This window comes from Streptomyces flaveolus, assembly GCF_000716535.1.
Classification (GTDB): domain Bacteria; phylum Actinomycetota; class Actinomycetes; order Streptomycetales; family Streptomycetaceae; genus Streptomyces; species Streptomyces flaveolus_A.
In genome coordinates this window covers 106,067-132,161 of sequence record NZ_JNWV01000033.1, presented here as the reverse complement: position 1 = coordinate 132,161, position 26,095 = coordinate 106,067, and the positions used below count along the sequence as shown (strand labels likewise).

Annotated in this window: 21 protein-coding genes and 1 rRNA gene; 17 read left to right on the top strand and 5 right to left on the bottom strand. The window is 73.2% G+C overall.

Features of this window, described 5'->3' with window-relative positions; translation table 11 throughout:
• The first annotated feature begins 60 nt into the window (after positions 1 to 60).
• From rrf to OO52_RS52205, 3 genes are all read left to right on the top strand, one after another.
• A 5S ribosomal RNA gene (gene rrf / locus OO52_RS32560) occupies positions 61 to 177 on the top strand.
• 161 nt (positions 178 to 338) lie between these two features.
• Positions 339 to 1,505: a hypothetical protein gene (locus OO52_RS52210; protein ID WP_199819977.1), complete on the top strand. Its 1,167-nt coding sequence runs from the start codon at positions 339 to 341 to the stop codon at positions 1,503 to 1,505.
• Positions 1,397 to 2,164, top strand: a complete 768-nt coding sequence (locus OO52_RS52205) for a tetratricopeptide repeat protein (RefSeq protein WP_199819976.1) — start codon at positions 1,397 to 1,399, stop codon at positions 2,162 to 2,164. The genes OO52_RS52210 and OO52_RS52205 overlap by 109 nt, the downstream gene beginning before the upstream one ends.
• Before the next feature lie 87 nt (positions 2,165 to 2,251).
• On the opposite strand, the gene OO52_RS32550 is transcribed toward OO52_RS52205, so the two are convergent.
• Positions 2,252 to 3,535, bottom strand: coding sequence for a DUF1015 domain-containing protein (locus OO52_RS32550; RefSeq protein WP_030650293.1), 1,284 nt, complete (start codon positions 3,533 to 3,535; stop codon positions 2,252 to 2,254).
• 74 nt (positions 3,536 to 3,609) lie between these two features.
• Between OO52_RS32550 and OO52_RS32545 the strand changes: the two genes are divergently transcribed.
• From OO52_RS32545 to OO52_RS32530, 4 genes are all read left to right on the top strand, one after another.
• Positions 3,610 to 4,638, top strand: coding sequence for an HAD hydrolase-like protein (locus OO52_RS32545; protein WP_030650290.1), 1,029 nt, complete (start codon positions 3,610 to 3,612; stop codon positions 4,636 to 4,638).
• A gap of 156 nt (positions 4,639 to 4,794) precedes the next feature.
• Positions 4,795 to 5,838: a FecCD family ABC transporter permease gene (locus tag OO52_RS32540; RefSeq protein ID WP_030650286.1), complete on the top strand. Its 1,044-nt coding sequence runs from the start codon at positions 4,795 to 4,797 to the stop codon at positions 5,836 to 5,838.
• Positions 5,835 to 6,881: a FecCD family ABC transporter permease gene (locus OO52_RS32535; RefSeq protein WP_030650284.1), complete on the top strand. Its 1,047-nt coding sequence runs from the start codon at positions 5,835 to 5,837 to the stop codon at positions 6,879 to 6,881. The genes OO52_RS32540 and OO52_RS32535 overlap by 4 nt, the downstream gene beginning before the upstream one ends.
• Positions 6,878 to 7,750 (top strand): ABC transporter ATP-binding protein, encoded by an 873-nt coding sequence (locus OO52_RS32530; RefSeq protein WP_199819975.1) that lies wholly within the window; start codon positions 6,878 to 6,880, stop codon positions 7,748 to 7,750. Before OO52_RS32535 ends, OO52_RS32530 begins: the two co-directional genes overlap by 4 nt.
• A 12-nt stretch (positions 7,751 to 7,762) precedes the next feature.
• Here the strand turns inward: OO52_RS32530 and OO52_RS32525 are convergent, their stop codons facing one another.
• A complete protein-coding gene (locus OO52_RS32525; protein WP_030650278.1) occupies positions 7,763 to 8,110 on the bottom strand; it encodes a hypothetical protein in 348 nt (115 codons plus the stop codon).
• A gap of 42 nt (positions 8,111 to 8,152) precedes the next feature.
• Here OO52_RS32525 and OO52_RS32520 point away from each other — a divergent pair, with 42 nt between their 5' ends.
• The 6 genes from OO52_RS32520 (at position 8,153) to OO52_RS32495 (ending at position 14,291) form a co-directional block, all read left to right on the top strand.
• Complete coding sequence (locus tag OO52_RS32520) at positions 8,153 to 8,431, top strand: hypothetical protein (protein ID WP_030650275.1); 279 nt, start codon at positions 8,153 to 8,155, stop codon at positions 8,429 to 8,431.
• A 7-nt stretch (positions 8,432 to 8,438) separates the two neighbouring features.
• A complete protein-coding gene (locus tag OO52_RS32515; protein ID WP_030650271.1) occupies positions 8,439 to 9,254 on the top strand; it encodes a TlyA family RNA methyltransferase in 816 nt (271 codons plus the stop codon).
• Positions 9,251 to 10,168: an NAD kinase gene (locus tag OO52_RS32510; RefSeq protein WP_014671839.1), complete on the top strand. Its 918-nt coding sequence runs from the start codon at positions 9,251 to 9,253 to the stop codon at positions 10,166 to 10,168. Before OO52_RS32515 ends, OO52_RS32510 begins: the two co-directional genes overlap by 4 nt.
• 39 nt (positions 10,169 to 10,207) lie before the next feature.
• Complete coding sequence (recN, locus tag OO52_RS32505) at positions 10,208 to 11,950, top strand: DNA repair protein RecN (protein ID WP_030650267.1); 1,743 nt, start codon at positions 10,208 to 10,210, stop codon at positions 11,948 to 11,950.
• A gap of 84 nt (positions 11,951 to 12,034) precedes the next feature.
• Positions 12,035 to 12,784: a hypothetical protein gene (locus OO52_RS32500; protein WP_030650264.1), complete on the top strand. Its 750-nt coding sequence runs from the start codon at positions 12,035 to 12,037 to the stop codon at positions 12,782 to 12,784.
• A 313-nt stretch (positions 12,785 to 13,097) separates the two neighbouring features.
• Positions 13,098 to 14,291: a glycosyltransferase family 4 protein gene (locus OO52_RS32495; RefSeq protein WP_030650260.1), complete on the top strand. Its 1,194-nt coding sequence runs from the start codon at positions 13,098 to 13,100 to the stop codon at positions 14,289 to 14,291.
• A gap of 6 nt (positions 14,292 to 14,297) precedes the next feature.
• Here the strand turns inward: OO52_RS32495 and OO52_RS32490 are convergent, their stop codons facing one another.
• From OO52_RS32490 to OO52_RS32480, 3 genes are all read right to left on the bottom strand, one after another.
• Positions 14,298 to 15,944, bottom strand: a complete 1,647-nt coding sequence (locus OO52_RS32490) for a PucR family transcriptional regulator (RefSeq protein ID WP_030650257.1) — start codon at positions 15,942 to 15,944, stop codon at positions 14,298 to 14,300.
• Positions 15,945 to 16,001: 57 nt separating this feature from the next.
• Positions 16,002 to 17,384, bottom strand: coding sequence for an FAD-binding oxidoreductase (locus tag OO52_RS32485; protein ID WP_030650254.1), 1,383 nt, complete (start codon positions 17,382 to 17,384; stop codon positions 16,002 to 16,004).
• A 143-nt stretch (positions 17,385 to 17,527) separates the two neighbouring features.
• Positions 17,528 to 19,330: a glycoside hydrolase family 15 protein gene (locus OO52_RS32480; protein WP_030650251.1), complete on the bottom strand. Its 1,803-nt coding sequence runs from the start codon at positions 19,328 to 19,330 to the stop codon at positions 17,528 to 17,530.
• Positions 19,331 to 19,872: 542 nt separating this feature from the next.
• On the opposite strand from OO52_RS32480, the gene OO52_RS32475 reads away from it, so the two are divergent.
• From OO52_RS32475 to ald, 4 genes are all read left to right on the top strand, one after another.
• A complete protein-coding gene (locus OO52_RS32475; RefSeq protein WP_030650248.1) occupies positions 19,873 to 21,522 on the top strand; it encodes a CTP synthase in 1,650 nt (549 codons plus the stop codon).
• 103 nt (positions 21,523 to 21,625) lie between these two features.
• Positions 21,626 to 22,252: an NUDIX domain-containing protein gene (locus OO52_RS32470; protein WP_030650243.1), complete on the top strand. Its 627-nt coding sequence runs from the start codon at positions 21,626 to 21,628 to the stop codon at positions 22,250 to 22,252.
• 184 nt (positions 22,253 to 22,436) lie between these two features.
• Complete coding sequence (locus tag OO52_RS32465; RefSeq protein WP_030650240.1) at positions 22,437 to 24,497, top strand: tetratricopeptide repeat protein; 2,061 nt, start codon at positions 22,437 to 22,439, stop codon at positions 24,495 to 24,497.
• Positions 24,498 to 24,634: 137 nt separating this feature from the next.
• A complete protein-coding gene (ald, locus tag OO52_RS32460; RefSeq protein WP_030650237.1) occupies positions 24,635 to 25,759 on the top strand; it encodes an alanine dehydrogenase in 1,125 nt (374 codons plus the stop codon).
• Positions 25,760 to 26,095 lie beyond the last annotated feature (336 nt).

Below are 26,095 nucleotides of genomic sequence, written 5' to 3'. Positions count from 1 at the left end.
GCTTTGAGCTGAACTGAACACAATTGAAGAGTGTGCTTGTTCGCTCGAAACCATTAGGGTTTCGGTGGTCATAGCGTGAGGGAAACGCCCGGTTACATTTCGAACCCGGAAGCTAAGCCTCACAGCGCCGATGGTACTGCAGGGGGGACCCTGTGGGAGAGTAGGACGCCGCCGAACAATCTTTGGAAGGACCCCTGGTCACCAGCGTTCAGCTGGGACCAGGGGTCCTTTTGTTTTTACAATGCTTGTAGTACCGAAGACAGGAGTCACCATGTCCACCAACTCTCCCGACGACCGACCGGAGCGCGACCAGCGGCGACGGGACAGTGGTGACCGGGGTGACCGTGGCGGCTTCCGTCGCGACAACGACCGGCGCGACAACGACCGCCGCGGTGGCGACCGTGGTGGCTACGGTCGCCGTGACGACCGCCGTGACGACCGGCGTGGTGGCGGGTTCCGCCGCGAGGGCGACCGGGGCACGCGTCCCGGTTTCCAGCGGGATGACCGCGACCGGGGTGAGCGTGGCGGGTTCCGTCGGGACGACCGGCGTGACGACAGCCGCGGTGGCGGCTACCGCCGTGACGACCGAGGCGAGCGTGGAGAGCGCCCCTCCTTCCGTCGTGACGACGACCGTGGCGGCTACGGCCGGCGCGACGACAACCGCGGCGGTGGCTACGGGCGCCGTGACGACCGGCGTGACGACCGGCGTGACGACCGCGACCGCGGCGAGCGCGGCGGCTTCCGCCGGGACGACCGCCGCGATGACAGGCGCGACGACCGACGCGACGACAGCCGTGGTGGCGGCTACCGCCGTGAGGGAGAGCGCGGTGCACGCCCGGCGTTCCGTGAAGGAGAGCGCGGCTCACGCCCGGCGTTCCGTCGGGACGACCGGCGTGACGACCGCAGGGACGACCGTGGAGACCGCGGTTTCCGCCGCGACGACCGTGGCGACCGTGGAGACCGCCCTTCCTTCCGTCGTGACGACGACCGTGGCGGCTACGGCCGGCGTGATGACCGCCGCGATGACGACCGTGGCGGCTTCCGTCGCGACGATCGCCGTGACGACCGCGACCGTGGTGGCTTCCGCCGTGACGACCGGCGCGACGACGACCGAGGCGGTTACCGCCGCGATGACCGCCGCGATGACCGCCGTGACGACCGCGACCGTGGTGAGCGCGGTGGCTTCCGGCGGGACGACAGCCGTGGTGAGCGCGGTGGCTTCCGTGGCCGGGACGGCCGGGACGACCGTGGGGGCCGTGGCCCCCGCAGGGACGACCGCGGTGGTCGCCCCGGTGGCTTCCGGGGTCGTGACGGCCGCGATGACCGTCGGGACGACCGCCGTGGCGGTGGCCGGTTCCGTGACGAGCGGGACCGGGACCGTGAGCCGATCAAGCGGCTGCCGATCCCGGAGGACGTCACCGGCGACGAGATCGACAAGGACGTCCGGCAGGAGCTGCAGAGCCTGCCCAAGACGCTCGCGGAGGACGTCGCCAAGAACCTGGTGATGGTCGCCCGGCTGATCGACGAGGACCCTGAGGGCGCCTACGGCTACTCCAGGGTGGCCCTGCGCCTGGCGTCCCGCGTGGCCGCCGTACGCGAGGCCGCGGGATTCGCCGCGTACGCGAACCAGAAGTACGGCGAGGCGCTCGCCGAGTTCCGGGCCGCCCGGCGGATGACCGGCACCGTGGACCTGTGGCCGGTGATGGCCGACTGCGAGCGCGGGCTCGGCCGGCCGGAGAAGGCGCTGGACATGGCCGGCGCCCCGGAGGTGCACAAGCTGGACAAGGCCGGTCAGGTCGAGATGCGGCTCGTGGCCGCCGGTGCCCGGCGGGACATGGGCCAGCTGGACGCGGCCATCGTGACCCTGCAGAGCCCGGAGCTGGCCTCCAACTCGGTGCAGCCGTGGACCGCTCGCCTGCGCTACGCGTACGCGGACGCCCTGCTGGCCGCCGGCCGGGAGCGTGAGGCGCGCGAGTGGTTCGCGAAGGCCGTCGAGGCCGACCGGGACGGCAGCACGGACGCCTCCGACCGGCTCGCCGAGCTGGACGGCGTGGAGTTCGTCGACGCCCTGTCCGAGGACGAGGACGGCGAGGAAGGCCAGGACGGCGGGAACGCTGCCGACGAGCCCACCGACGCCTCCCCGGAGGACGGCGACAAGGACTGACGTCGGTCACCTGGAAGAGGGCAGGCTCCCGGAGGAGCCTGCCCTCTTCCGTGTCCCGGCGGGCCGAGCGTTGACGACGCTGTCGGCTCAGATCTCCAGGGCTCGCAGCACCAGCCCCGAGGCCGGTTTCGGGCCGAACGACGTCGACTTGCGGGGCATGGTCACGCCCTGCCGGGCGAGGTCGCGGACGACCTCCTCGCGGACCGGGTGCATCAGGACCGCCGTACCGCCGTCGCGTTCCGCCTTCTCGACCGTCGCGGCCGTGTCGTGGATGTAGGCGATGTGGGCCGGGGAGTCCTCGGGGATGTGCCAGACGTGGTCCAGCAGCGTGGCGTGCAGGACCGTGGCGTCCAGGGCCCGCCAGGCGGCCGGGCGGTCCGCGGGGATGGTCCGGGCCAGCAGGTCCGGGTCCGGGCGGTCGAGCAGGTGGAAGGCGCCGTCGCCGGCCAGCAGGAAGGCGTTGCCGGCGCAGGCCGCGTCCGCCAGCGTCTCCAGGGCCTCGGGAAGGGGCTTGTCGAGGTGGCGTACCCGGAACAGGCCGTTCACCGCCGCGAGCGCGTCCGCGACCGGCAGGCCGTGGAGCAGCCGGTGGATGGCGCGGACGCGCAGGGGGTAGCGGGCGGTGTCGACCAGGAGCACCAGGCCGTAGTCCCAGGGGCTCGGGGAGGGGTGTTCCAGGCGCAGCCGGCGGTAGGTGGCCCAGCGGTGGTGGCCGTCGGCGATCAGGGCCTGGCGGCCGGCGAGGTCGGTCTGGACGCGCGCCAGTTCGGCGGGGTCGGTGACGGACCACAGGCGGTGCCGGAAGCCGTCCTCGGTGGTCGTGGCCAACAGGGGCGGGCGGTCCGCCGTACGCTCGACGACCTCGGCCGCGGTGCCGTCGCCCCGGTAGGTCAGCAGCAGCGGCTCCAGGTTCGCGCGGGTGGCCCGCATGAGGGCCGCGCGGTCGGCGACCACGGGCGGCATGACGTCCTCGTGCGGGAGCACCACACCTTCCGCGGGCTCGGTGACCCGCAGGGTGCCGATGATGCCGCGCTGGAGCATGCCGTCGCCGTTCCGCTGCTCGTACACGTAGAGGCCCGGCTCGGGGTCGGCGGTGAGGATGCCCTCGTCCAGCCAGCGGCGCAGTGTGTCGGCCGCCTGCTCGGTGCGGGCGCTGGGGGTGCCGGCCTGGGGCAGGATCAGCCGGACGATGTTGTACGGGTCGGCCGACTGGAGGTGGTGCAGGCCGTCGGGACGTACGACGACGTCGTAGGGCGGGGAGGTGACGGAGGCGAGGCTGCCGACCCGGTCGGGGTCGTAACGAAGGCCTCGGAACGGGGTCAGTTCCAGGCCTCGACGCGGTGTTGCCTCCCAGTGACCTGCTGTGTTCATCCCGGCATCGTACGTCTGTCAGTGGTGTGCGGGATGATCGGGGGAAAGGCGAGTGAACGAGGAGCGATGTGGACATGAGCCAAGGCGTCAGGACGAGGCCCGAGGGCAGTGGGCAGCCCCTGAGCGAGGCGTACGACACGGCGCTGCTCGATCTGGACGGGGTGGTGTACGCGGGCGGGAGCGCGATCGCGCACGCGGTCGACTCGCTGGCGGTGGCCCGGTCGGGCGGGATGCGCCTCGCGTACGTCACCAACAACGCACTGCGCACCCCGGACGCGGTGGCCGGGCACCTGACGGAGCTGGGCATACCGACGGGCGCGGACGATGTCATCACCTCCGCGCAGGCCGTCGCGCGGCTCATCAGCGAGCAGGTCCCGGCCGGGGCGCGGGTGCTGGTGATCGGCGGGGAGGGGCTGCGGGTGGCGCTGCGCGAGCGGGGTCTGACGCCGGTGGAGTCGGCGGACGACGACCCGGCCGCTGTCGTGCAGGGCTACGGCGGGCCGGATCTGCCCTGGGGGCGGTTCGCGGAGGCGTCGTACGCCGTCCGGCGAGGGGTGCCGTGGTTCGCGTCCAACACCGATCTGACGATTCCGAGCGGGCGGGGTATCGCGCCGGGCAACGGGGCGGCCGTGGAGGTCGTGCGGATCGCGACGGGCGCCGAGCCGCAGGTCGCGGGCAAGCCGCTGCCCCCGATGCACCGGGAGACGGTCATCCGGACCGGGGCCGAGCGGCCGCTGGTGGTCGGGGACCGGCTGGACACGGACATCGAGGGCGCATTCAACGGCGGGGTGGACTCGTTGCTGGTGCTGACGGGGGTCACCGACGGGGCGCAGCTGCTCGCCGCGCCGCCGCGGCACCGGCCGACGTATGTCGACGCCGATCTGCGCGGGCTGCTCACCGGGCAGCCGGAGATCACCCAGGAAGGTGACGGTTTCCGTTGCGGCGGGTGGACGGCGACGGCCGGGACGGACCGGTTGGAGCTGACGGGCGACGGCGAGCCGCTGGACGGGCTGCGGGCGCTGTGCGCGGCGGCCTGGACGGCGGCGGGGGAGGAATCCTGCGCGCTGGACGGGGAGAAGGCGCTGGCCCGGCTGGGGCTCTGACGGTCCACCAGGCGCGGACCTCACGGGAACGGGAACACGGGCGGGCCGCCGCTGACTTCAGCGGGCCGCTGCGGGCTCCGCAGGAACCGCGGGTCTCGGCGGGCTTCGCAGGCACCGGGGATCGTGGTCGGAGCGAGGGTAGGCTAACCTAACCTCGTGTTGGTCGACAGTCCTCCGGAACAGCGCGCGGAGACCGCCCCCGCGCCCCCAACCCGCCGAAAGGCGAGGGCCCTTGGGCTCCTGCTCTCGGTCGCGCTCCTGGTGCTCGTCGCTGTGGCGAGCATCGCGATCGGGGCGAAGGCGCTGTCGCTGGACCAGGTCTGGCACGGCCTGTTCCACGACACGGGGACGTACGGCGACGTGGTCGTCGACGAGCGGCTCTCCCGCACGGCCCTCGGTCTGCTGGCCGGTGCCGCGCTCGGCCTGTCCGGCGCGGTGCTCCAGGCGCTGACCCGCAACCCGCTGGCCGAGCCCGGGCTGCTCGGCATGAACGCGGGCGCCTCGGCCGCCGTCGTCACGGCCATGACCTACCTGGGCGTCACCAGCCTCACCGGCTATGTGTGGTTCGCCTTCCTCGGCGCGGCGGCGGTCGGCGCGCTGGTGTGGTTCCTCGGCGGCAGCCGGGGCGCCACCCCGGTACGGCTCGCGCTCGCCGGCACGGCGATCAGCGCGGCCCTGTACGGCTACCTCCAGGCCGTGATGATCACGGACGGCGCGGCCCTGGGCAAGATGCGCTTCTGGACGGTGGGTTCGCTGGTCTCGGCCACGAACTCGACCATCGTGCAGGTCCTGCCGTTCCTCGCGGTCGGCACGGTCCTCGCGCTCGCCCTGGCCCGGCCGCTGAACGCCGTGGAGATGGGCGACGACACCGCCCGTGCCCTCGGCGCGAACCTCAACCGCACCCGGGCGCTGGCCATGCTGGCCGCCGTGGTCCTGTGCGGTGCCGCGACCGCCGCGTGCGGCCCGATCGTCTTCGTCGGCCTGATGGTCCCGCACGTCGTGCGCTCCTTCACCGGCCCCGACCTGCGCTGGATCCTGCCGTACGCCACGGTCCTGGCGCCCGTGCTGCTCCTCGGCGCCGATGTCGTCGGCCGGGTCGTCGCCCGCCCCGCCGAGCTTCAGGTCGGCATCGTCACCGCGATCATCGGCGGCCCGGTCTTCATCTTTCTGGTACGACGGCGGAGGACGGCCCAGCTGTGAAGACACACTCCAGGAGCCGTGCCGTACGCACCCCCGGCGGGCTCTCGCTGCGCCTGGACCCGCGTGCGCTGACCGTCGTCGTGCTGCTGCTCGCCGCCGCCTGTGCCGCCGGTGTGGCGTTGATCGGCACCGGCGACGCGAAGATCCCGGCGGCCGACGTGCTGCGGACGCTCGCCGGGAACGGCACCGCCTACCAGGACTTCATCGTCAACGAGCTGCGGCTGCCGCGGGTCCTCGTCGGCCTGCTGGTCGGCGCCTCGCTCGGCCTCGGCGGGGCGCTGTTCCAGTCGGTCTCCCGCAACCCGCTGGGCAGCCCGGACGTGCTCGGCCTGTCGCAGGGCTCGACGGCCGGCGCGCTCGTCGTGATCGTGCTGATGTCCGGCAGCGCCTCCCAGGTGACCCTGGGCGCGCTGGCCGGCGGCCTGGCGACCGGTCTCGCCATCTACGCGCTCGCCTGGAAGCGGGGTGTGCACGGGTACCGGCTGGTGCTGGTCGGCATCGGCGTCAACGCGGTCATGACGGCGGTCAACGGCTATCTGCTCACCAAGGCCGACCTGGTCGACGCGACCCGCGCGGTGGTGTGGATGACCGGCTCCCTGGGCGGCCGGGGCTGGGAGCAGGTCTGGCCGCTGCTCGCGCTGTGCGCCGTCCTCGTCCCGCTGGTCCTCGCGAACGGGCGCGGTCTGCGGATGATGGAGATGGGGGACGACATCTCGAACGCGCTCGGCGTGCGGGTGCAGCGCGTCCGGCTCGTGCTGATGGTGTGCGCCGTCCTGCTCGTCGCCGCAGCGACGGCCGCCGCGGGACCCGTCAGCTTCGTGGCGCTGACCGCGCCGCAGCTCGCCCGGCGCCTGACCCGCTCGCCGGGACCCAACCTGGTGCCCTCCCTGTGCATGGGGGCGACCCTGCTGGTCGCCGCCGACTGGGCCTCGCAGCGCGCCTTCGGCGCCGATCAGCTGCCCGTCGGCGTGGTCACCGGCGTCCTCGGCGGCGCCTACCTGCTGTGGCTGCTGGTCACCGAGCGCCGGGCGGGCCGGATATGAAGCGCGCGCAGGGCCCGGACGGAAGCGGCGCGCACCCGAACACCCCTAGGAGCACTGTGAACCGGCTGTCCGCGGAGGACGTCACTCTCGCCTACGACCAGCGGGTCATCGCCGAGAAGCTGTCGGTGGAGATCCCCGACAACTCCTTCACGGTGATCGTCGGCCCGAACGCGTGCGGCAAGTCGACGCTGCTGCGGGCGCTGTCGCGGATGCTCAGGCCCAGCCAGGGCCGGGTGCTGCTGGACGGGTACGCCATCCAGTCGATGCCCGCGAAGAAGGTCGCGCGGACCCTCGGCCTGCTGCCGCAGTCGTCCGTGGCGCCCGAGGGCATCACCGTCGCCGACCTCGTCGGCCGGGGCCGCTACCCGCACCAGGGCCTGCTGCGCCAGTGGTCGGCGGAGGACGAGCGGGTCGTCACCGAGTCGATGCGGCAGACCGGTGTGGCGGAGCTGGCCGAGCGGTACGTGGACGAGCTGTCCGGCGGACAGCGGCAGCGGGTGTGGATCGCCATGGCGCTCGCCCAGCAGACCCCGCTGCTGCTCCTGGACGAGCCGACCACCTACCTGGACATCCAGCACCAGATCGACGTCCTCGACCTGTGCGCCGAGCTGCACGAGGAGCAGGGCCGGACGCTGGTGGCGGTGCTGCACGACCTCAACCACGCCGCCCGCTACGCCACCCACCTCATCGCCCTGCGCGGCGGCACGGTGATCGCCGAGGGCGCCCCGAACGACATCGTCACGGCCCAACTGGTGGAAGACGTCTTCGGGCTGCGCTGCCAGGTCATCGAGGACCCGGAGACGGGCACCCCGCTGGTGGTGCCGGCGGCCCGCAAGGCGCGCGCGGAGAAGGCCACGGCGGTTTCCTGACGACGCGAACGCCTACAGCAGCTTCCGGAGCCGGAACAGGTCCAGCAGGCTCGCCTCCAGCCTCACCCGGCCCGAGCCCCAGGCGGTCGCGAAGTTCAGTCCGCCGCCCACCAGGGCCACCAGGTCGTCCCCGGCCATGGCGAGCCTGATCTGCGCCCTCTCGCGCGGCGGGCCCGGGTGGGTCTCGTCGACCTCGATCCGGCCGCCGGTCATCCGGCCCGCGAAGGTGACGTCGAGATCGGTGATGTGGCAGCTCACCGAGCGGTCCAGCGCGGCGGCCGCGCGGACGTCGCCCTCGGCCCCCTGCATGTTGTCCGAAAGCTTCCCCAGTGCGGCGCGGCACTCCTCGATCGTGGCCATCGCCCACGACGGTACCCCAGCGGTTCGCGGTAGCGTCTGGGCATGAGCGAGTCCGTGTCCGAGGCCGACATCGACACCGAGGCGGCGCCCGCGTACGACCCCGCGGCGCCCGCCCCCCTGAACGTCCCGCGCACCCCCACCGGCAACGCCGACGTCGACGCCCAGCTCGACCGGCTCGCCGACGCCGACCACCTCGCCACCGACGGCCATGTGGAGGTGTACGAGGATGTACACCGGGGGCTGCGCGACGCGCTCACCGCGCTCGACGCCCGCCCGGGACCTGCGGCCCCCTCACCGTCGTACCACCAGAGCAGGAGCTGAACCGAACGTGGCAGGAGTCGCACGCCGCCGTCTCGACGCGGAGCTGGTCCGCCGGAAGCTCGCCCGCTCGCGCGAGCACGCCAGCCAGCTGATCGCCGCCGGGCGGGTCACCGTCGGCAGGACCGTGGCGACCAAGCCGGCCACGCAGGTGGAGACCGCCGCGGCGATCGTCGTCCAGGCCGACGACAGCGATCCCGACTACGTCTCCCGCGGCGGGCACAAGCTCGCCGGCGCGCTGGCGGCCTTCGTGCCGCAGGGGCTCGTCGTCGAGGGCCGGCGCGCCCTGGACGCCGGCGCGTCCACCGGTGGCTTCACCGACGTCCTGCTGCGCGCGGGCGCCGCCCACGTCGTCGCGGTGGACGTCGGCTACGGCCAACTCGCCTGGTCGCTCCAGCAGGATGAACGCGTCACCGTCAAGGACCGTACGAACGTACGCGAGTTGACGCTTGAGGCGATCGATGGGGAACCTGTGGATCTTGTCGTGGGCGATCTGTCCTTCATCCCGCTCGGACTGGTGCTGCCCGCCCTGAAGCGGTGCGTGACGCCGGACGCCGACCTGGTGATGATGGTCAAGCCGCAGTTCGAGGTGGGGAAGGAGCGGCTCGGCAGCGGGGGTGTCGTACGGAGTCCGCAGCTGCGGGCGGAGGCCGTGCGGGGAGTGGCCGAGAAGGCGTGGGAACTGGGGCTCGGGGTGCGAGGCGTCACCGCGAGCCCGCTGCCCGGCCCCTCGGGGAACGTCGAGTACTTTCTCTGGCTGCGGGCGGGGGCACCCCAGGTGGACCCGGCCGACGTCGACCGTGCAGTGGCGGAGGGGCCGCGTTGACACAGAACCTGGCGCGTACTGTTTTCCTGCTCGCCCACACCGGGCGGCCCGCGGCGATCCGCAGCGCGGAACTCGTCGTCAAGGGCCTGCTGCGGCATGGCATCGGGGTGCGGGTGCTGGAGGAGGAGGCGCGTGACCTGCCGCTCCCGGACGAGGTGGCCCTCGTCAAGGAGGCGACCCCGCAGTGCCTGGACGGGTGCGAGCTGCTGATCGTGCTGGGTGGCGACGGCACGCTGCTGCGCGGCGCCGAGTTCGCGCGGGCCTCCGGGGTGCCGATGCTCGGCGTCAACCTCGGGCGCGTCGGGTTCCTCGCGGAGGCCGAGCGGGACGACCTCGACCGGGTCGTGGACCGGGTGGTGGCGCGGTCGTACGAGGTCGAGGAGCGGATGACCGTCGACGTCGTCGTGCACCGCAACGGCGACATCGTGCACACCGACTGGGCGCTGAACGAGGCGGCCGTGCAGAAGGCCGGCGCCGAGAAGCTGCTGGAAGTCGTGCTGGAGATCGACGGGCGCCCGGTCACCGGGTTCGGCTGCGACGGCGTCGTGCTGTCCACGCCGACCGGGTCCACGGCGTACGCCTTCTCCGCCGGCGGGCCGGTGGTGTGGCCGGAGGTGGAGGCCCTGCTGATGGTGCCGATCAGTGCGCACGCGCTGTTCGCCAAGCCGCTGGTCACCTCGCCGGACTCGGTGCTGGCGGTGGAGGTGCTGCCGCACATCCCGCCGGGGGTCCTCTGGTGCGACGGGCGGCGGACCGTGGAGCTGCCGCCGGGGGCGCGGGTCGAGGTGCGGCGGGGTGCTGTGCCGGTACGGCTGGCCCGGCTGCACCATTCGTCCTTCACCGACCGGCTTGTCGCGAAGTTCGCGTTGCCGACCACGGGATGGCGGGGAGCACCCCACCACCCCTCGGAGTGACATGGGCGGGCCATGTGCGCTCGCCGCCCCGGACCTCGTATGGTCTGTTCCGTGTTGGAGGAGATGCGGATACGGTCGCTCGGGGTCATCGACGATGCCGTCGTCGAGCTGTCACCGGGGTTCACCGCCGTCACCGGTGAGACGGGTGCGGGCAAGACCATGGTGGTCACCAGCCTGGGGCTGCTGCTCGGCGGCCGGGCCGACCCGGCGCTCGTGCGGATCGGCGCCGAGAAGGCGGTGGTGGAGGGGCGGGTCGCCGTGCCCCCCGGCGCCGCGGCCGTCGTACGCGCCGAGGAGGCCGGGGCGGAGCTGGACGACGGGGCGCTGCTCATCAGCCGTACCGTTTCCGCCGAGGGCCGCTCCCGGGCGCACCTGGGCGGGCGCAGCGTGCCCGTCGGGCTGCTCGCCGAGCTGGCCGACGACCTGGTGGCCGTGCACGGGCAGACCGACCAGCAGGGGCTGCTGAAGCTGTCCCGGCAGCGGCAGGCGCTCGACCGGTACGCGGGCGACGCCGTCGCCGTGCCGCTCGCCAAGTACGGCGAGGCGTACAAGCGGCTGCGGGCCGTCTCCGCCGAGCTGGAGGAGATCACCACGCGTGCGCGTGAGCGGGCGCAGGAAGCCGACATGCTGCGGTACGGCCTCGACGAGATCGCCGCCGTGGAGCCCCGGGCCGGCGAGGACGTGGAGCTGGCCGAGGAGGCCGAGCGGCTGGGGCACGCCGAGGCGCTGTCGTCCGCCGCGACGGCCGCGCACGCCGCTCTCGCGGGCAATCCCGAGGACCCCGAGGGCATCGACGCCTCGACCCTCGTGGCGGGCGCGCACCGGGCCCTGGAGTCCGTGCGGTCGCACGACCCGGCGCTGGCCGCGCTCGCCGACCGGATCGGGGAGATCGGCATCCTGCTGGGCGACGTGGCGGGTGAGCTCGCGGGGTACGCCGACGATCTCGACGCCGACCCGCTGCGGCTGGCCGCCGTGGAGGAGCGCCGGGCCGCCCTGAACGCCCTGACCCGCAAGTACGGGGACGACGTCGCCGGCGTCCTGGCCTGGGCCGAGCGGAGCGCCGCGCGGCTCACCGAGCTGGACGGCGACGACGAGCGGATCGAGGAGCTGACGGCCGAGCGGGACGCGCTGCGCACCGAGCTGGGCGGGCTCGCGCAGGCGCTGACGGACGCGCGGACGGAGGCCGCCGAGCGGTTCGCCGCCGCCGTCACCGCCGAGCTGGCCTCGCTGGCGATGCCCCACGCGCGCGTGTCCTTCGACATCCGGCAGACCGAGGACCCGGACGGCGTCGAGGTCGGCGGGCGGACGGTCGCCTACGGCCCCTCGGGCGTGGACGAGGTCGAGCTGCTGCTCGCCCCGCACCCGGGCGCCCCGCCGCGGCCCATCGCCAAGGGCGCGTCCGGCGGTGAGCTGTCCCGGGTGATGCTGGCCGTGGAGGTGGTGTTCGCGGGCACCGACCCGGTGCCGACGTACCTCTTCGACGAGGTCGACGCGGGTGTCGGCGGCAAGGCGGCGGTCGAGATCGGCCGGCGGCTGGCGAAGCTCGCCAAGACCGCGCAGGTCGTCGTGGTCACCCACCTGCCCCAGGTCGCCGCGTTCGCCGACCGCCAGCTGCTGGTGGAGAAGACCAACGACGGCTCCGTCACCCGCTCCGGTGTGAAGGTCCTGGAGGGCGAGGAGCGCGTCCGCGAGCTGTCCCGCATGCTGGCGGGCCAGGAGGACTCCGAAACGGCCCGCGCCCACGCGGAGGAACTCCTGGCGACGGCCAGGGCTGACCTGTAGCACCGCGCGCACCGGGGCGGGCGCCGGGCCAGGCGTTCGCCCCGGTCCCGGGAGGGGTGCGTAGCACGCCCTTAGGGTGATGCGGTGATCGTATGTGCGCACAGGAAGGGTGCCTTCGGGTCGGCCGTGCTGCTGGCGCGTGCGGCGTGTGCCGGGCTGCGGTTGGCCGCCCCCGGCGGGCGTGAGCGCTGGGAGCGGACGAACCACGCCGGGCGGGTCGTGGGGCTGTACGCCGGGCCCGCCGCGGTGCTGGGGGCGGCGGTCGCCGCGGGGCGGGTGCGTCCCGCGGCCGGGTTCGCGGTGCTGGCCGCCGGGGCCTGTGGGGCGTACGACGATGTCGCCGGGGATCACCGGCGGGGATTCCGGGCGCATCTGAGGGCCCTGCGGGACGGTGAGGTCACCAGTGGTGCCGTGAAGTTGTTCGGGATATCGGCCGCCGGGCTGGTGGCGGGGGCGCTGATGAAGGAGCGTCCGCTCGACAAGCTGCTCGGCAGGGTCGTGATCGCCGGGACGGCCCACCTGGTCAACCTCCTCGACGTGCGGCCGGGGCGGGCCGCCGGCGCGGTGCTCGTGCTCGGGGCGCCGGGGCTCGTGGGGGAGGGACCGGGGGCCCGGCTGGCCGCCGGGGCGATGGGCGCCGCCGCGGCAGTGCTGCCCGGCGACCTCGGCGAGCGCGTGATGCTCGGGGACACGGGGGCGCACGCCCTCGGTGCCGCACTGGGGGCGGCCGTGGTGGCGGGAAATCGGCGCGCGGGGCTCCTCGCGCACGCCGTCGCTCTGGTGGCCGCGGCCCGCCACGGGGACCGGGTCAGCGCCTGGGCGCGGGCCCTTTGAGCGGCTGACCTCGTCGTATGCCCTCGTACACCGTTCGGCCACGGCAGGCGTTCCTTCACCCGTGTGGGTGATGTGCTCCGGCGCATTGCCCCGGCCCGCCGCACGATGCGCCCTCCCGGATGTCCCTGAACGGCCGTACGTCCTGGCATGCTTGGCAGGGAACGCGGGGCGGGCAGCGGGTACGGACGGTCCGCCCGGGAGGCGCGCGGGGTGCGTCCTTCCGCCCCCCTGAGCCCGCTACCTTCTGTACGTTTCCTCGTGACCACCCCACGTGAACCCGTGCCCCTCCCCGTGAACCAGGAGCCCCGGCCCCGTGAGCCCCCTGAGCAGCAACGCACCGCACGGCCAGTCGCCGCTGCGCACCGTGCAGGTGCTCGGCGGAGGCAACGCCGGCAGCAGCGCGCACGTGCGCTCGCTGGCCGAGGGGCTGGTGGCGAGGGGCGTGCGGGTCACCGTGTGCGCCCCCGTTGAGGCCGATCACGCCTACGACTTCATCGGGGTCGGCGCCGAGCACGTGCACGTGCCGCGCAGCAGCGACCCCGTCTCCGTGGCCGCGCTCCGGACGGCCTGTGCGAACGCCGACCTGGTGCACGCGCACGGCCTGCACGCCTCCTTCCGGACCGTGCTCGCGCTCAGCGGACGCACCACCCCGCTGGTGGTCACCTGGCACAACCGGGCCCACGCCGAGGGCGCGCGGGCTCACATGCTGCGGCTGCTGGAGCGGCGCGTGATGAGGACGGCGGCCGTGGTCCTCGGCACCAGCCCCGACCTGGTCGACCGGGCCCGGCGGACCGGCGCGCGCGACGCCCGGCTCGCGGCCGTCAGCCTGCCGGGCCGGCGCCGCCCGGGCGGTCTCCTCGACGCCGACCCCCTCGACCTCGACGGCCTCGACGCCCTCGACCCGCTCGACCGTGACGACCCCGACCGGCTGCGGCCCAAGACCCGGGCCGAACTCGGCGCCACCGGACGCCCGTTGCTCATCGCGGTCGGCTCCCTCGACCGGCACCGCGGCTACGACGTCCTGCTCGACGCGGCCCGTGCCTGGCGCGACCTCGACCCGGTGCCGCTGGTGGTCGTCGCGGGGGAGGGTCCGCTGCGGCCGGTGCTGCAACGGCGGATCGAGGACGAGGAGCTGCCGGTGCGGCTCATCGGGCACCGCGAGGACGTGCCCGAGCTGCTCGCCGCCGCCGATCTGGCCCTGCTGACCAGCAGTTGGGAGTCGCGGTCCGTCCTCGCCCAGGAGGCGCTGCACGCACGTGTGCCGCTCGTCGCCACCCGGGTCGGCGGCATCCCGGACCTCGTCGGCGACGCGGCCGAACTCGTCCCGTACGGCGATCCGGAAGCCCTCGCCGACACGGTCGTACGGCTCCTCGCGGACCCGGAGCGCTGCGCGGTGCTGCGCGAGCGCGGGACGCGGCAGGCCGCCACCTGGCCGACCGAGGACGAGACCGTCGCCCAGGTCCTCAGCGTGTACGACGAGTTGACGCAGCCGAGGCCACTGGCCTGAGCGGCCTCAGGGCACGTGCCGGCGTGCCCGCAGGGCCAGGCTCAACGCCAGTACCGTCTGCGGGTCGTCCAGGTCGGTGCCCAGCAACTCCCCGATCCGGGCGAGCCGGTTGTACAGCGTCTGCCGGTTCAGATGCAGTTCGCGGGCCGTCTCCGCCTTGCGGCCGGCGTGTGCCAGATAGGTCTCCAGGGTCGGCAGCAGCGGCGGCTTGGAGCGGTGGTCGTGGTCGCGCAGCGGGCCGATCGCCCGGTCCACGAAGGCCGCCAGGTCCGGGTGGTCGCGCAGCCGCCACAGCAACAGGTCGATGTCGAGGCGCCGGGCGTCGTACCAGGGCCGGTCGGTCAGGCCCTGGGCCGCCGTCGCGGTCTCCGCCGCGTGCCTGAGCCCCGCCGAGGCCGCCGCCCAGCCGCCCGCCACCCCGACGACCACGACCGGCGGCGGCGAGCCCGGCCGGCGCATCCCGGCCCGTTCCACCCCCGCCCGCAGCGCCGCCGCCACCCGGTCCGCGACCGCCGCCCGCTCCGACTCCGAGCGCAGCCCCAGCAGCACCAGCACACGGCCCTCCACCGGCCGCACCCCGAGCAGCACCGGCACCCCCACCGCGGCCAGCTCCTCGGAGACCGCGAGGGCCAGCACCGCCCAGCCCCCGCCGGGGGAGAGGCTGTCCCCGATCCGCATCACCACGGGCAGCAGCGGGCTGTCGCCGGGCTTGAAGCCGAGCACCCGGGCCTGCGCCGGGGCGTCCTCCGCCGCGATGCGGCCCTCGGCGAGGTCGGTGAGGAAGTCACCGCGTCCGCGCGCCGCCAGCTCCTCCTCCTGCCGGGCCTGCATCAGCACCACGGCCAGGATGCCCGCGGCCCGCTCGGCGGCGATCCGGTGCACCGGGGCCAGCGGGGAGCGGACCGGCAGCAGCACCAGGCGGGCGCGCACGGCACCGGCGGCCCCGGGCCCGCCGCCGGGCACGTCCACCAGCACCGACCCGGCGGGCGGCGGGGCCTCCTTGTGCGGGCCGCGCAGCCCTTCCCACACCTGGAGCGGGTCCGCGCCCTCCGGCCCGGCGCCGGCGGCGTACAGCAGCCGGCCGTCGGCGGTCTCCAGGAACACCGGGTTGCCGCCGAAGCCGGCCAGGATGTCCAGCACCTGCGGCACCCCGCCGCCGCCAAGCAGGGCCTCGGTGCAGCGCCGGTGCACCTCCTCCGCGCGCTGGAGCAGCGCGTAGTGGCCGTTGACGATCTCGGTGTGGATCTCCTCGGTCACCGTCACGAACGGCACCTCGCGGTGGAGCTGGACCAGCGGCAGCCCGGCCGCCCGGGCCGTGTCCACCAGGGCGGCGGGCAGCCGGGCGAAGCGCGGGCCCAGCTCCACCACCAGGGCGGCGATCCCGCGCTCGGCGAGGGTGCGCACGAACGCCCGCTGCTCGGCCGGCCGGGTGCCGAGGCCGTAGCCGGTCGTCAGCAGCAGCTCGCCGCCCTTGAGCAGCGAGGCGATGTTCGGGACCTCGCCCGCGTGCACCCAGCGCACGGTGCGGCCGAGCCGGTCGGCGCCCGCCAGCACCTCCGGCAGTCCGCTGCGCAGTCCGGGCAGTTCCAGCGCCCGCTGCACGGTGATCCCGGCGCCCTGGGTGTCGGATCGGTGGTCCGTACGGCTGTCCATGCGGCGACGCTACCTGCGACAACGCCCTCAGGACAGCTCCCGGCGAACGGCCGCCGCCTAGACCGGGCGGATGTTGTGGTTGAAGCGGAAGACGTTGTCGGGGTCGTAGCGCCGCTTCACCTTCGCCAGCCGCAGGGTGTTCCCGGCGCCCAGCCCCGCGCGGACCCGCTCGGGGCCCTCGTCGCCGATGAAGTTGAGGTACACCGCCCCCGTGCTCCACCGCCGCAGGCCGGCGCGCACGTCCCGCACCCAGCCGATCGCCCGCTCGTCGTCGGCCGGGTCCGGCCAGATCGCGAGCGGGTGCGCCGCCCAGGGGGCGTCCCGGTAGGGCACCGGGTACTCGTGCGGACCGGCCGCGACGGCCCCGCCCTGCGGGAACAGCAGGTGCTGGGTGGGGGTCGGCACCGGCATGCCGTCCGCGCGGGCGCAGAAGACGTCCACGGCCTCGTCCGGCAGCCCGGTCAGGTACTCCGCCGACCAGTGGTTCCGCAGCCCCGCCGGCCGGTCGAGCATGGACTGCACATCGGCGTACGGCATGTCACCGGCCAGCTCCACCTCGTGCGGCAGCGCGAGCAGCGGCTCGGCGAGCTTGCGCAGTTCGTCCTCGCCGCCGGCATAGGTCAGCAGGGCCGCGCACAGCGGTGTGCCCACCAGCTCCGGCGGTGTGAACTCCTCGGGCGGGCCGGTGAGGTACAGCGCCGCGCCGCCCACCTCGTCCGGACCGGTGCGGATGATCTCGCGGAAGGTGCGGAGCACGTCCGGTCCGACGTCCGGCAGGAACAGCAGCAGGACGATCGAGAACTCCGGCAGCTCGTGCAGCCGCAGGGTGAGCGCGGTGGCGACGCCGAAGTTGCCGCCCCCGCCGTGCAGCGCCCAGAACAGCTCGGGGTTCTCGTCGGCGCTCGCGTGCACCCGCTCGGCGTCGGCGGTCACCAGCTCCACGGCGATGAGGTTGTCGACGGCGAGGCCGAAGGCGCGGTCCAGCCAGCCGGTGCCGCCGCCGAGGACGAAGCCGCCGACGCCGGTGGTGGAGGCCCGCCCGCCGGTGGTCGCCAGACCGTACGGCTGGGTGGCGCGGTCCAGGTGGCTCATCGTGGCGCCGCCCTCGATGCGGACCGCCTCGGCCGCCGGGTCGACGGTCACCCGGTGCATCCGGCGCAGGTCCACCACGAGCGCGCCGTCGCCCAGCGCCGTACCGGCCACGCCGTGACCGCCGCCGCGCACCGCGATGTGCAGGTCCAGCTCCCTGCCGAAGCGCACGGCCCGCACCACGTCGGTCGCGTCCGCGCACTGCGCGATCACCGCGGGCCGCCGGTCGACCATCGCGTTGAAGACCGCGCGGGCCTCCTCGTAGCCCAGGTCCCCGGGGGCGAGCACATCGCCGACCAGATCCTCGCGCAGCGCGGCGAGGGCCGCACCCGCCTTCGAGAGGGAAGCCATGGCCGCCCCCTTCCGGAAAGGGGCATCTGTCCGGTTCCAGCGTAGGCGGACGGCGCCCCCGAAGGGGCGCGGGGAACTGCGCGACGAGCCCCGGCGGACCCGCCGCCGGACGGAGAGCCCGCACGGCGCCCCTGGCGGAGCGTCTAGCCGCCGTACGCGCCCGACGCGGTCAGCCGCAGGGCCGTGTCGATCAGCGGGACGTGGCTGAACGCCTGCGGGAAGTTGCCCACCTGGCGCTTCAGGCGCGGGTCCCACTCCTCGGCGAGCAGACCGAGGTCGTTGCGCAGCGCGAGGAGCTTCTCGAACAGCTTGCGGGCCTCGTCCACCCGGCCGATCATCGCCAGGTCGTCAGCCATCCAGAACGAGCAGGCCAGGAACGCGCCCTCGTCGCCCGGCAGGCCGTCGACGCCCGCGCGGTCGCCCTCCGTCGGGTAGCGCAGGATGAACCCGTCCGAGGTGGACAGCTCGCGCTGGATCGCCTCGATCGTGCCGATCACCCGCTTGTCGTCCGGCGGCAGGAAGCCCATCTGCGGGATGAGCAGCAGCGAGGCGTCCAGCTCCTGCGAGCCGTACGACTGGGTGAAGGTGTTGCGCTCCTTGTCGTAACCCTTCTCGCACACGTCCCGGTGGATGTCGTCGCGCAGTTCCTTCCAGCGCTCCAGCGGGCCGTCCGCGTCGCCGGACTCGATCAGCTTGATCGTGCGGTCGACGGCGACCCAGGCCATCACCTTGGAGTGCACGAAGTGCCGGCGCGGGCCGCGCACCTCCCAGATGCCCTCGTCCGGCTCCTGCCAGTGGTCCTCCAGGTACCGGATCAGCTTCAGCTGGAGCAGGGAGGCGTAGTCGTTGCGGGCGAGCCCGGTCATGTGGCCCAGGTGCAGGGCCTCGGTGACCTCGCCGTACACGTCGAGCTGGAGCTGGTGCGCGGCGCCGTTGCCGACCCGGACCGGGGCCGAGCACTCGTAGCCGGGCAGCCAGTCCAGCTCCGCCTCGCCCAGCTCGCGCTCACCGGCGATGCCGTACATGATCTGCAGGTTCTCCGGGTCGCCGGCGACCGCGCGCAGCAGCCACTCGCGCCAGGCGCGGGCCTCCTCGCGGTAGCCCGTGCGCAGCAGCGAGGACAGGGTGATCGCCGCGTCCCGCAGCCAGGTGTAGCGGTAGTCCCAGTTGCGCACACCGCCGATGTCCTCGGGCAGGGAGGTCGTCGGGGCCGCGACGATGCCGCCCGTGGGGGCGTACGTCAGCGCCTTCAGGGTGATCAGCGAGCGGATCACCGCCTCGCGGTACGGCCCGTGGTACGTACAGTGCTCGACCCACTCGCGCCAGAAGTCCTCCGTCGCCTCCAGCGAGGTCTCCGGCTCCGGCAGCGGCGGCGGCTGCTTGTGCGAGGGCTGCCAGGAGATGGTGAAGGCGATCCGGTCGCCCGGGGCGACGGTGAAGTCCGCGTACGTGGTGAGCGCCTTGCCGTAGGTCTCGGCCTCGGTGTCGAACCACACCGAGTCCGGTCCGGCGACGGCGACCGTGCGCCCCTCGTTCTTGTGCACCCACGGCACCACCCGGCCGTAGGAGAACCGCATCCGCAGGGCCGAGCGCATCGGCACCCGGCCGGTGACGCCCTCCACGATCCGGATGAGCTGCGGGGCGCCGTCACGCGGGGGCATGAAATCGGTCACACGGACCGTGCCGCGCGGGGTGTCCCACTCCGATTCCAGGATCAGGGAGTCGCCGCGGTAGCTGCGCCGGGCGGCCGTGGGCGGCTTGGCGTCGGCCGCGTGTGCCGGTCCGAGCCGCCAGAAACCGTGCTCCTCGGTGCCCAGCAGGCCGGCGAAGATGGCATGCGAGTCGAAGCGGGGCAGGCACAGCCAGTCCACCGTGCCATCCCGGCAGACCAGCGCCGCGGTCTGCATGTCTCCGATGAGTGCGTAGTCTTCGATGCGCCCGGCCACGTGCAACTCCAGTCGAACGGCCACGTCACACCCCCGCGCAGGGGGCTGTCGCTAGTGCGGTCAAGGGATCGTTGTTAAGCGTCGTTGAGCGGTGAAGCAAAGCAGCCCGCCGAGCCCTGAGGCAACACGACAGTCTTTGCTCAACGAACTGCCGCGCTCTCGTTGTTCCGGGTGATGTTGGCGGGGGTGTGCCGTCGTTCCGGCCGGGCTCGGCAGCCAATGTCCGAGCAGGATACGTCGCACGTAGATGATCTGCGTGCCGCTCCGGGCAACCTGTGTGGGCCGAACGAGTGAGCACCGGGTGAGAACGGTGTGTCCGCAGTATGACCTGAGTGACACGAGTGACACCTGCGGCGGCGCGCTGTGCCCGGGCGAGTGCGAAGAGTGGCCGGGAGCCATCTCGCCCAGGCGCTGATACGCTGGTAGCCCGTGGACCGGTGGGAGAAAAACCCCCGAACCGCAGCGACGGCACCCCCGGAAACACTCGGGAGGGTCGCCGGATCGCACCCCCAGACCGCGACCACGGGAGCCCCCTCTTGGCCATGCCGCCCAAAACCACGACGACCAAGCACATCTTCGTGACCGGGGGTGTCGCCTCCTCGCTCGGCAAGGGTCTGACCGCCTCCAGCCTGGGCATGCTGCTCAAGGCGCGGGGCCTGCGTGTCGTGATGCAGAAGCTGGACCCGTACCTGAACGTCGACCCGGGCACGATGAACCCCTTCCAGCACGGTGAGGTGTTCGTCACCAACGACGGTGCCGAGACCGACCTGGACATCGGCCACTACGAGCGGTTCCTCGACCGCGACCTGGACGGCACCGCCAACGTCACCACCGGCCAGGTCTACTCCACCGTGATCGCCAAGGAGCGCCGCGGCGAGTACCTGGGCGACACGGTGCAGGTCATCCCGCACATCACCAACGAGATCAAGCACCGCATCCGGCGCATGGCCACCGACGAGGTCGACGTGGTCATCACCGAGGTCGGCGGCACGGTCGGCGACATCGAGTCGCTGCCGTTCCTGGAGACCGTCCGCCAGGTCCGCCACGAGGTCGGCCGGGACAACGTCTTCGTCGTGCACATCTCGCTGCTGCCCTACATCGGCCCGTCCGGTGAGCTGAAGACCAAGCCGACCCAGCACTCGGTGGCCGCGCTCAGGAACATCGGTATCCAGCCGGACGCGATCGTGCTGCGCTGCGACCGGGAGGTGCCGACCGCGATCAAGCGGAAGATCTCCCTGATGTGCGACGTCGACGAGGCCGCCGTCGTCGCCTGCCCGGACGCCCGCTCGATCTACGACATCCCCAAGGTCGTGCACGCCGAGGGCCTGGACGCCTACGTGGTCCGCAAGCTCGACCTGCCCTTCCGGGACGTGGACTGGACGACCTGGGACGACCTGCTCGACCGCGTCCACAACCCCGACCACGAGGTCACCCTGGCGCTGGTCGGCAAGTACATCGACCTGCCCGACGCCTACCTGTCGGTCACCGAGGCGCTGCGCGCGGGCGGCTTCGCCAACAAGGCCCGTGTGAAGATCAAGTGGGTCACCTCCGACGACTGCAAGACCCCGGCCGGCGCCAAGGCCCAGCTCGCGGACGTGGACGGCGTCTGCATCCCCGGCGGCTTCGGCGACCGTGGTGTGCTCGGCAAGGTCGGCGCGATCCGCTACGCCCGCGAGAACAAGATCCCGCTGCTCGGCCTGTGCCTGGGCCTGCAGTGCATCGTGATCGAGGCCGCCCGCAACCTGGCCGACATCCCGGACGCCAACTCCACCGAGTTCGACCCGGCCACCGCCCACCCGGTGATCTCCACCATGGCCGAGCAGCTGGACATCGTCGCCGGTGAGGGCGACATGGGCGGCACGATGCGGCTCGGCATGTACCCGGCCAAGCTCGCCGAGGGCTCCATCGTCCGCGAGGTCTACGACGGCAAGGAGTACGTCGAGGAGCGTCACCGGCACCGCTACGAGGTCAACAACGCCTACCGCGCGGAACTGGAGAAGAAGGCCGGCATCGTCTTCTCCGGCACCTCCCCCGACGGCAAGCTCGTGGAGTACGTGGAGTACCCGCGCGACGTCCACCCGTACCTGGTCGCCACGCAGGCGCACCCCGAGCTGCGCTCGCGGCCGACCCGCGCGAACCCGCTCTTCGCCGGCCTGGTGAAGGCCGCGGTCGAGCGGAAGAACTCGAAGTAACACACCAGTTGTACGGTGGCCGGGGTGCGAACCTTCACAGGTGAGCGCCCCGGCTTTCTTCGTCGGCCGGAGTTTTCGCAAAAAGCGCGTGGAAGGACAGGGCATGACGATCAAGGACACCCCCGAGGAGTGGGAGATCCGGGCCACGGACACCCCCTTCGTGGGCAACAAGACCTCCGTCCGCACGGACGACGTGGTCATGCCCGACGGATCGGTGGCCCGCCGTGACTACCAGGTCCACCCCGGCTCCGTGGCCGTCCTCGCCCTGGACGAGGAGGACCGGGTGCTGCTGATCAACCAGTACCGGCACCCGGTGCGGCAGAAGCTGTGGGAGATCCCGGCCGGGCTGCTGGACGTGCCCGGCGAGAACCCGCTGCACGCGGCGCAGCGGGAGCTGTACGAGGAGGCGCACGTCAAGGCCGAGGACTGGAGGGTGCTGACCGACGTCTACACCACCCCGGGCGGCTGCGACGAGGCCGTACGGATCTTCCTGGCCCGGGGCCTGTCCGAGGCCGAGGGCGAGCGCTTCGCGGCGGAGCACGAGGAGACCGACATGCAGCACGCGCGTGTCCCGGTCGAGGAACTGGTGCGCCGCGTCCTGGCCGGGGACCTGCACAACAACTGCCTCGTGGTCGGCGTGCTCTCCCTGGTCGCCGCCCGGGGCGGGGACGGTCTGGACGCGCTGCGTCCCGCCGACGCGCCCTGGCCCGCGCGCCCCTTCGAGAGCTGACCCGGCCCGTCCGGGACCCGACCGCACCCGTCCGGCCCACCGGTGTGACGATCGCCTGATCCGATCGGGCGATCCCTCCGCCGCGCTCTTCCCGGAACGTCGCAGAGCGTGAACTAGGCTCTTCAACGCCCGCATCGGAAGACACCGGCGGGCTTGCGCGTGCGGTGGGACGGGAGTGTGGCCCGTGACGGATCAGGCGGTGGACCCAGACGGTGCGGAGCGGACCGCGCACCCGGCCAGGGAGGACCGATTCCTGGGCCGTGCACGGGAGTTGAAGGAGCTGCGCGCCGACATCGAGCGCGCCGGACTGGACACCCTCTCCGGCCGCAAGGCCCCCCGCGCGCGCGTGCTCCTCATCGCCGGCCGCCCCGGCTCCGGCCGGACCCGCCTCGCCGAGCAACTCGTCCGGCAGGTCGCCGGCCGCTACCCCGACGGAGTGCTGCGGGCCCGGCTCAGCGAACCCGGCGGCACGCCGGTGCCCGTCGAGCAGGCCGCCCGCGACCTGCTCGCCGCCCTGGAGCTGCCCGCCCCCGCCGGAGCCGCCGAGGACGACCTGGCCGCGGCCCTGCGCGCCGCCCTGGCCGGGCGGCGGATGCTGCTCCTGCTGGACGACGCGGCCGGCGCCGAGCAGGTCGACGCGCTGCTCCCGGACGCCCCGGACTGCCTGGTGGTGGCCGTCTCCGGGGGCCCGCTCACCGGCATCGCGGACGTCCGCCCGTGCACGCTCGGCGGCCTCGACACCAAGTCCGCGGTGGAACTGCTCACCGGCTACGCCGGCTCCGTCCGCGTCACCGTCGACCCGCGCTCCGCGGAGAGCCTGGTCGAGGCCTGCCAGGGCCATCCGGCCGCGCTGGTGCTGGCCGGCGGCTGGCTCGCCGCCCGCCCCCAGGCCGCCGTCTCCGACCTCGCCAAGCGGCTGCACGCCGACGGCGGTGCGGACGGCACCCCGCTGTCCCGCGTCTTCCGGCTCGTGTACGACCAGCTGCCCGGCCCGGCCGCCCGCGTACTGCGACTGCTCTGCCTCGCCCCGGCCGGACTGGCCGACCCGCACACCGCCTCCGCGCTCGCCGGCTGCTCTGTCGACGCCGCCCGCGCCACCCTCGACGACCTGGTCGCCCTCGGCCTGCTGCGGGCGCTGGACTCCCCGCTGCCCCAGTACGAGGTCCCCGGCTGTCTGCACCCGCTGCTGCGCGCCCTGGCCGAGACCCAGGAGCGGCCCGCCGAGCTGCAGCTCGCCCGGGCCCGGATGCTGGAGCGGACGGTACGGCTGCTGCAGTCCTGCCGGGCGATCACCGAGACCGACAGCCCGCAGGCCCGGGAGAAGCTGAGCGGCCTGCCCCCCGCGCTGCGCTTCCCGACCCCGCGGGCCGCCGCCGACTGGCTGCGCATCCGGCGGCCCGCCCTGCTGGCGTCCGCGCGCCTCGCGGTGGCCGACGGCGAGCTGGACACCCTCGCCCGCCGGCTGATGTCCCAGCTGGTCAGGGCCCTGGCCGCGCATGTCGGCACGCAGGCCGCCGCACCCGACCTGTACGGGCTGCACGGGCTCGTGCTGGACGTCGCCGAGCGGCGGGGGCTGCCCCGGGAGAAGGCCGCGGCCCTGCTGAACCTGGGCGATCTGGACGCGCAGACCGGCCGGAGCCTGGAGGCACTGGCCCGCTACCGGGCCGCCCTGGACGCCGGACGCGAGGCGAACGACCCGTACGCGACCGGCCGCGCGATGGAATCCGTAGGCGGCGCGTACCAGGAGCTGGGGGACCACGACCGGGCCGCCGACTGGTTCGGCCGGGCGCTGGCCGAGCGGCTGGCGCGGGGGGAGCACCCGGAGGCGGCCCGGCTGTACGGCCGTATCGGCACCGCCCACACCTACGCCGGCCGTTACGGGGAGGCGCTGCGGAACTGGCGGGCCGCCCTGGCCGGCTACCGCAGGAGCGGCGATGTCGCCGCCAGCGCGCGGGCGTTGAGCGAGATCGCCCGGGTGCAGGAGTACGCGGGGCGGCCCGAGGAGTCGCTGCGCACCTGCCAGGAGGCCGTGGAGTGGGCGCGGCGCGCCGAGGACGCGCGGTTGCAGGCCGCGCTCCAGCTGCGCCTCGCCGACACCCTGGACCGGCTCGGCGACCCCGCGTCGGCCCGCCTGCACCGTGCTGCGGCGGAGCGCATGCTGGGTGAGGAGCCACCGGAAGAGGACGCAAGGCCGGAACAAGACGCTAACGCCTGCGAAATCCGTAGTGCGTCCAGTGGAGATTGATGCAATGAAAGGCTAGACAGCCGGAACGCCTTCATTAGACTGGCTCTGCCGCTCGTTCTCCTGCGGTGTCTCCCGGTATGCCCCCGCATGTCTGGGTACGTCTCTATTGCACCCCCATACCCTCTGAGCCAAGGACCGTGATCGACGTGAAGGTCGGCATCCCCCGCGAGGTCAAGAACAACGAGTTCCGGGTGGCCATCACCCCCGCCGGTGTGCACGAGCTGGTGCGCAACGGCCACCAGGTCGTCGTCGAGCGGGGCGCCGGCCTCGGCTCCTCCATCACGGACGAGGAGTACGTCTCGGCCGGTGCCGCCATCCTCGACACGGCCGACGAGGTGTGGGCCGCCGCCGACCTGCTGCTGAAGGTCAAGGAGCCCATCGCCGAGGAGTACCACCGCCTGCGCAAGGACCAGATCCTCTTCACCTACCTGCACCTGGCCGCCTCCAAGGAGTGCACGGACGCGCTGATCGAGTCCGGCACCACGGCCATCGCCTACGAGACCGTCGAGCTGCCGAACCGCGCCCTGCCGCTGCTCGCCCCGATGTCCGAGGTCGCGGGCCGGCTGGCCCCGCAGGTCGGCGCCTACCACCTGATGCGCGCGGCCGGCGGCCGCGGCGTGCTGCCGGGCGGCGTCCCGGGCGTGACCCCGGCCAAGGCCGTGGTCATCGGCGGCGGTGTCTCCGGCTGGAACGCCACCCAGGTCGCCATCGGCATGGGCTTCGAGGTGACCCTGCTCGACCGTGACATCAACAAGCTGCGCGAGGCGGACCGGATCTTCGGCACGAAGGTCAAGGCGATCATGTCCAACGCCTTCGAGCTGGAGAAGGCCGTCCTCGACGCCGACCTCGTCATCGGCGCGGTCCTCATTCCGGGCGCCAAGGCCCCGAAGCTGGTCACCAACGAGATGGTGTCCCGCATGAAGCCGGGAAGTGTCCTTGTCGACATCGCGATCGACCAGGGCGGCTGCTTCGAGGACTCCCGTCCCACCACGCACGCCGAGCCGACCTTCCGGGTCCACAACTCGGTCTTCTACTGCGTCGCGAACATGCCGGGCGCGGTGCCCAACACCTCCACCAACGCCCTCACCAACGCGACGCTGCCGTACATCGTCTCCGTGGCCAACAACGGCTGGGTGGAGGCGCTGCGCCGCGACCCCGCGCTTGCCAAGGGTCTCAACACCCATGACGGCAAGGTCGTTTACAAGGAGGTCGCCGAGGCCCACGGCCTGGACCACGTCGAGCTGGAGAGCCTTCTCGGCTGACCCAAAAGGCGATTCGTCAACACGGCTCGTCAACAGCGCGCACCCGGCCGGACCTTGCCCGACAAGGTCCGGCCGGGTGTGTGTATGGTCACTTTGCGGCTCTCGGTCAACTCGCCTCGAACGTAACCCTTCGACCGATTCGCACACCGGTGAAACCTGCTGTGCGACGGCCGTACGCCCTTGACAGCGAGATGTTTCATTGCCGACACATCCTGCCGGGTCCGGCGGATTGTGTTGCTGCGGACCGCCGACACGCCATAGAGTCGCCAACCGTCGGCATGGTGCCACGCTGACCTTGTCTAGAAGTTTCCTGGTCACCAAGGAGGTAAGACGACT

What these genes read in the sequence shown, in the direction of transcription:
- OO52_RS32550 (WP_030650293.1), bottom strand. Translation starts at nt 3,535, where the DNA reads ATGAACACAGCAGGTCACTGGGAGGCAACACCGCGTCGAGGCCTGGAA.
- OO52_RS32545 (WP_030650290.1), top strand. Translation starts at nt 3,610, where the DNA reads ATGAGCCAAGGCGTCAGGACGAGGCCCGAGGGCAGTGGGCAGCCCCTG.
- OO52_RS32530 (WP_199819975.1), top strand. Translation starts at nt 6,878, where the DNA reads ATGAAGCGCGCGCAGGGCCCGGACGGAAGCGGCGCGCACCCGAACACC.
- OO52_RS32525 (WP_030650278.1), bottom strand. Translation starts at nt 8,110, where the DNA reads ATGGCCACGATCGAGGAGTGCCGCGCCGCACTGGGGAAGCTTTCGGAC.
- OO52_RS32520 (WP_030650275.1), top strand. Translation starts at nt 8,153, where the DNA reads ATGAGCGAGTCCGTGTCCGAGGCCGACATCGACACCGAGGCGGCGCCC.
- recN (WP_030650267.1), top strand. Translation starts at nt 10,208, where the DNA reads ATGGTCTGTTCCGTGTTGGAGGAGATGCGGATACGGTCGCTCGGGGTC.
- OO52_RS32490 (WP_030650257.1), bottom strand. Translation starts at nt 15,944, where the DNA reads ATGGACAGCCGTACGGACCACCGATCCGACACCCAGGGCGCCGGGATC.
- OO52_RS32485 (WP_030650254.1), bottom strand. Translation starts at nt 17,384, where the DNA reads ATGGCTTCCCTCTCGAAGGCGGGTGCGGCCCTCGCCGCGCTGCGCGAG.
- OO52_RS32475 (WP_030650248.1), top strand. Translation starts at nt 19,873, where the DNA reads ATGCCGCCCAAAACCACGACGACCAAGCACATCTTCGTGACCGGGGGT.
- OO52_RS32470 (WP_030650243.1), top strand. Translation starts at nt 21,626, where the DNA reads ATGACGATCAAGGACACCCCCGAGGAGTGGGAGATCCGGGCCACGGAC.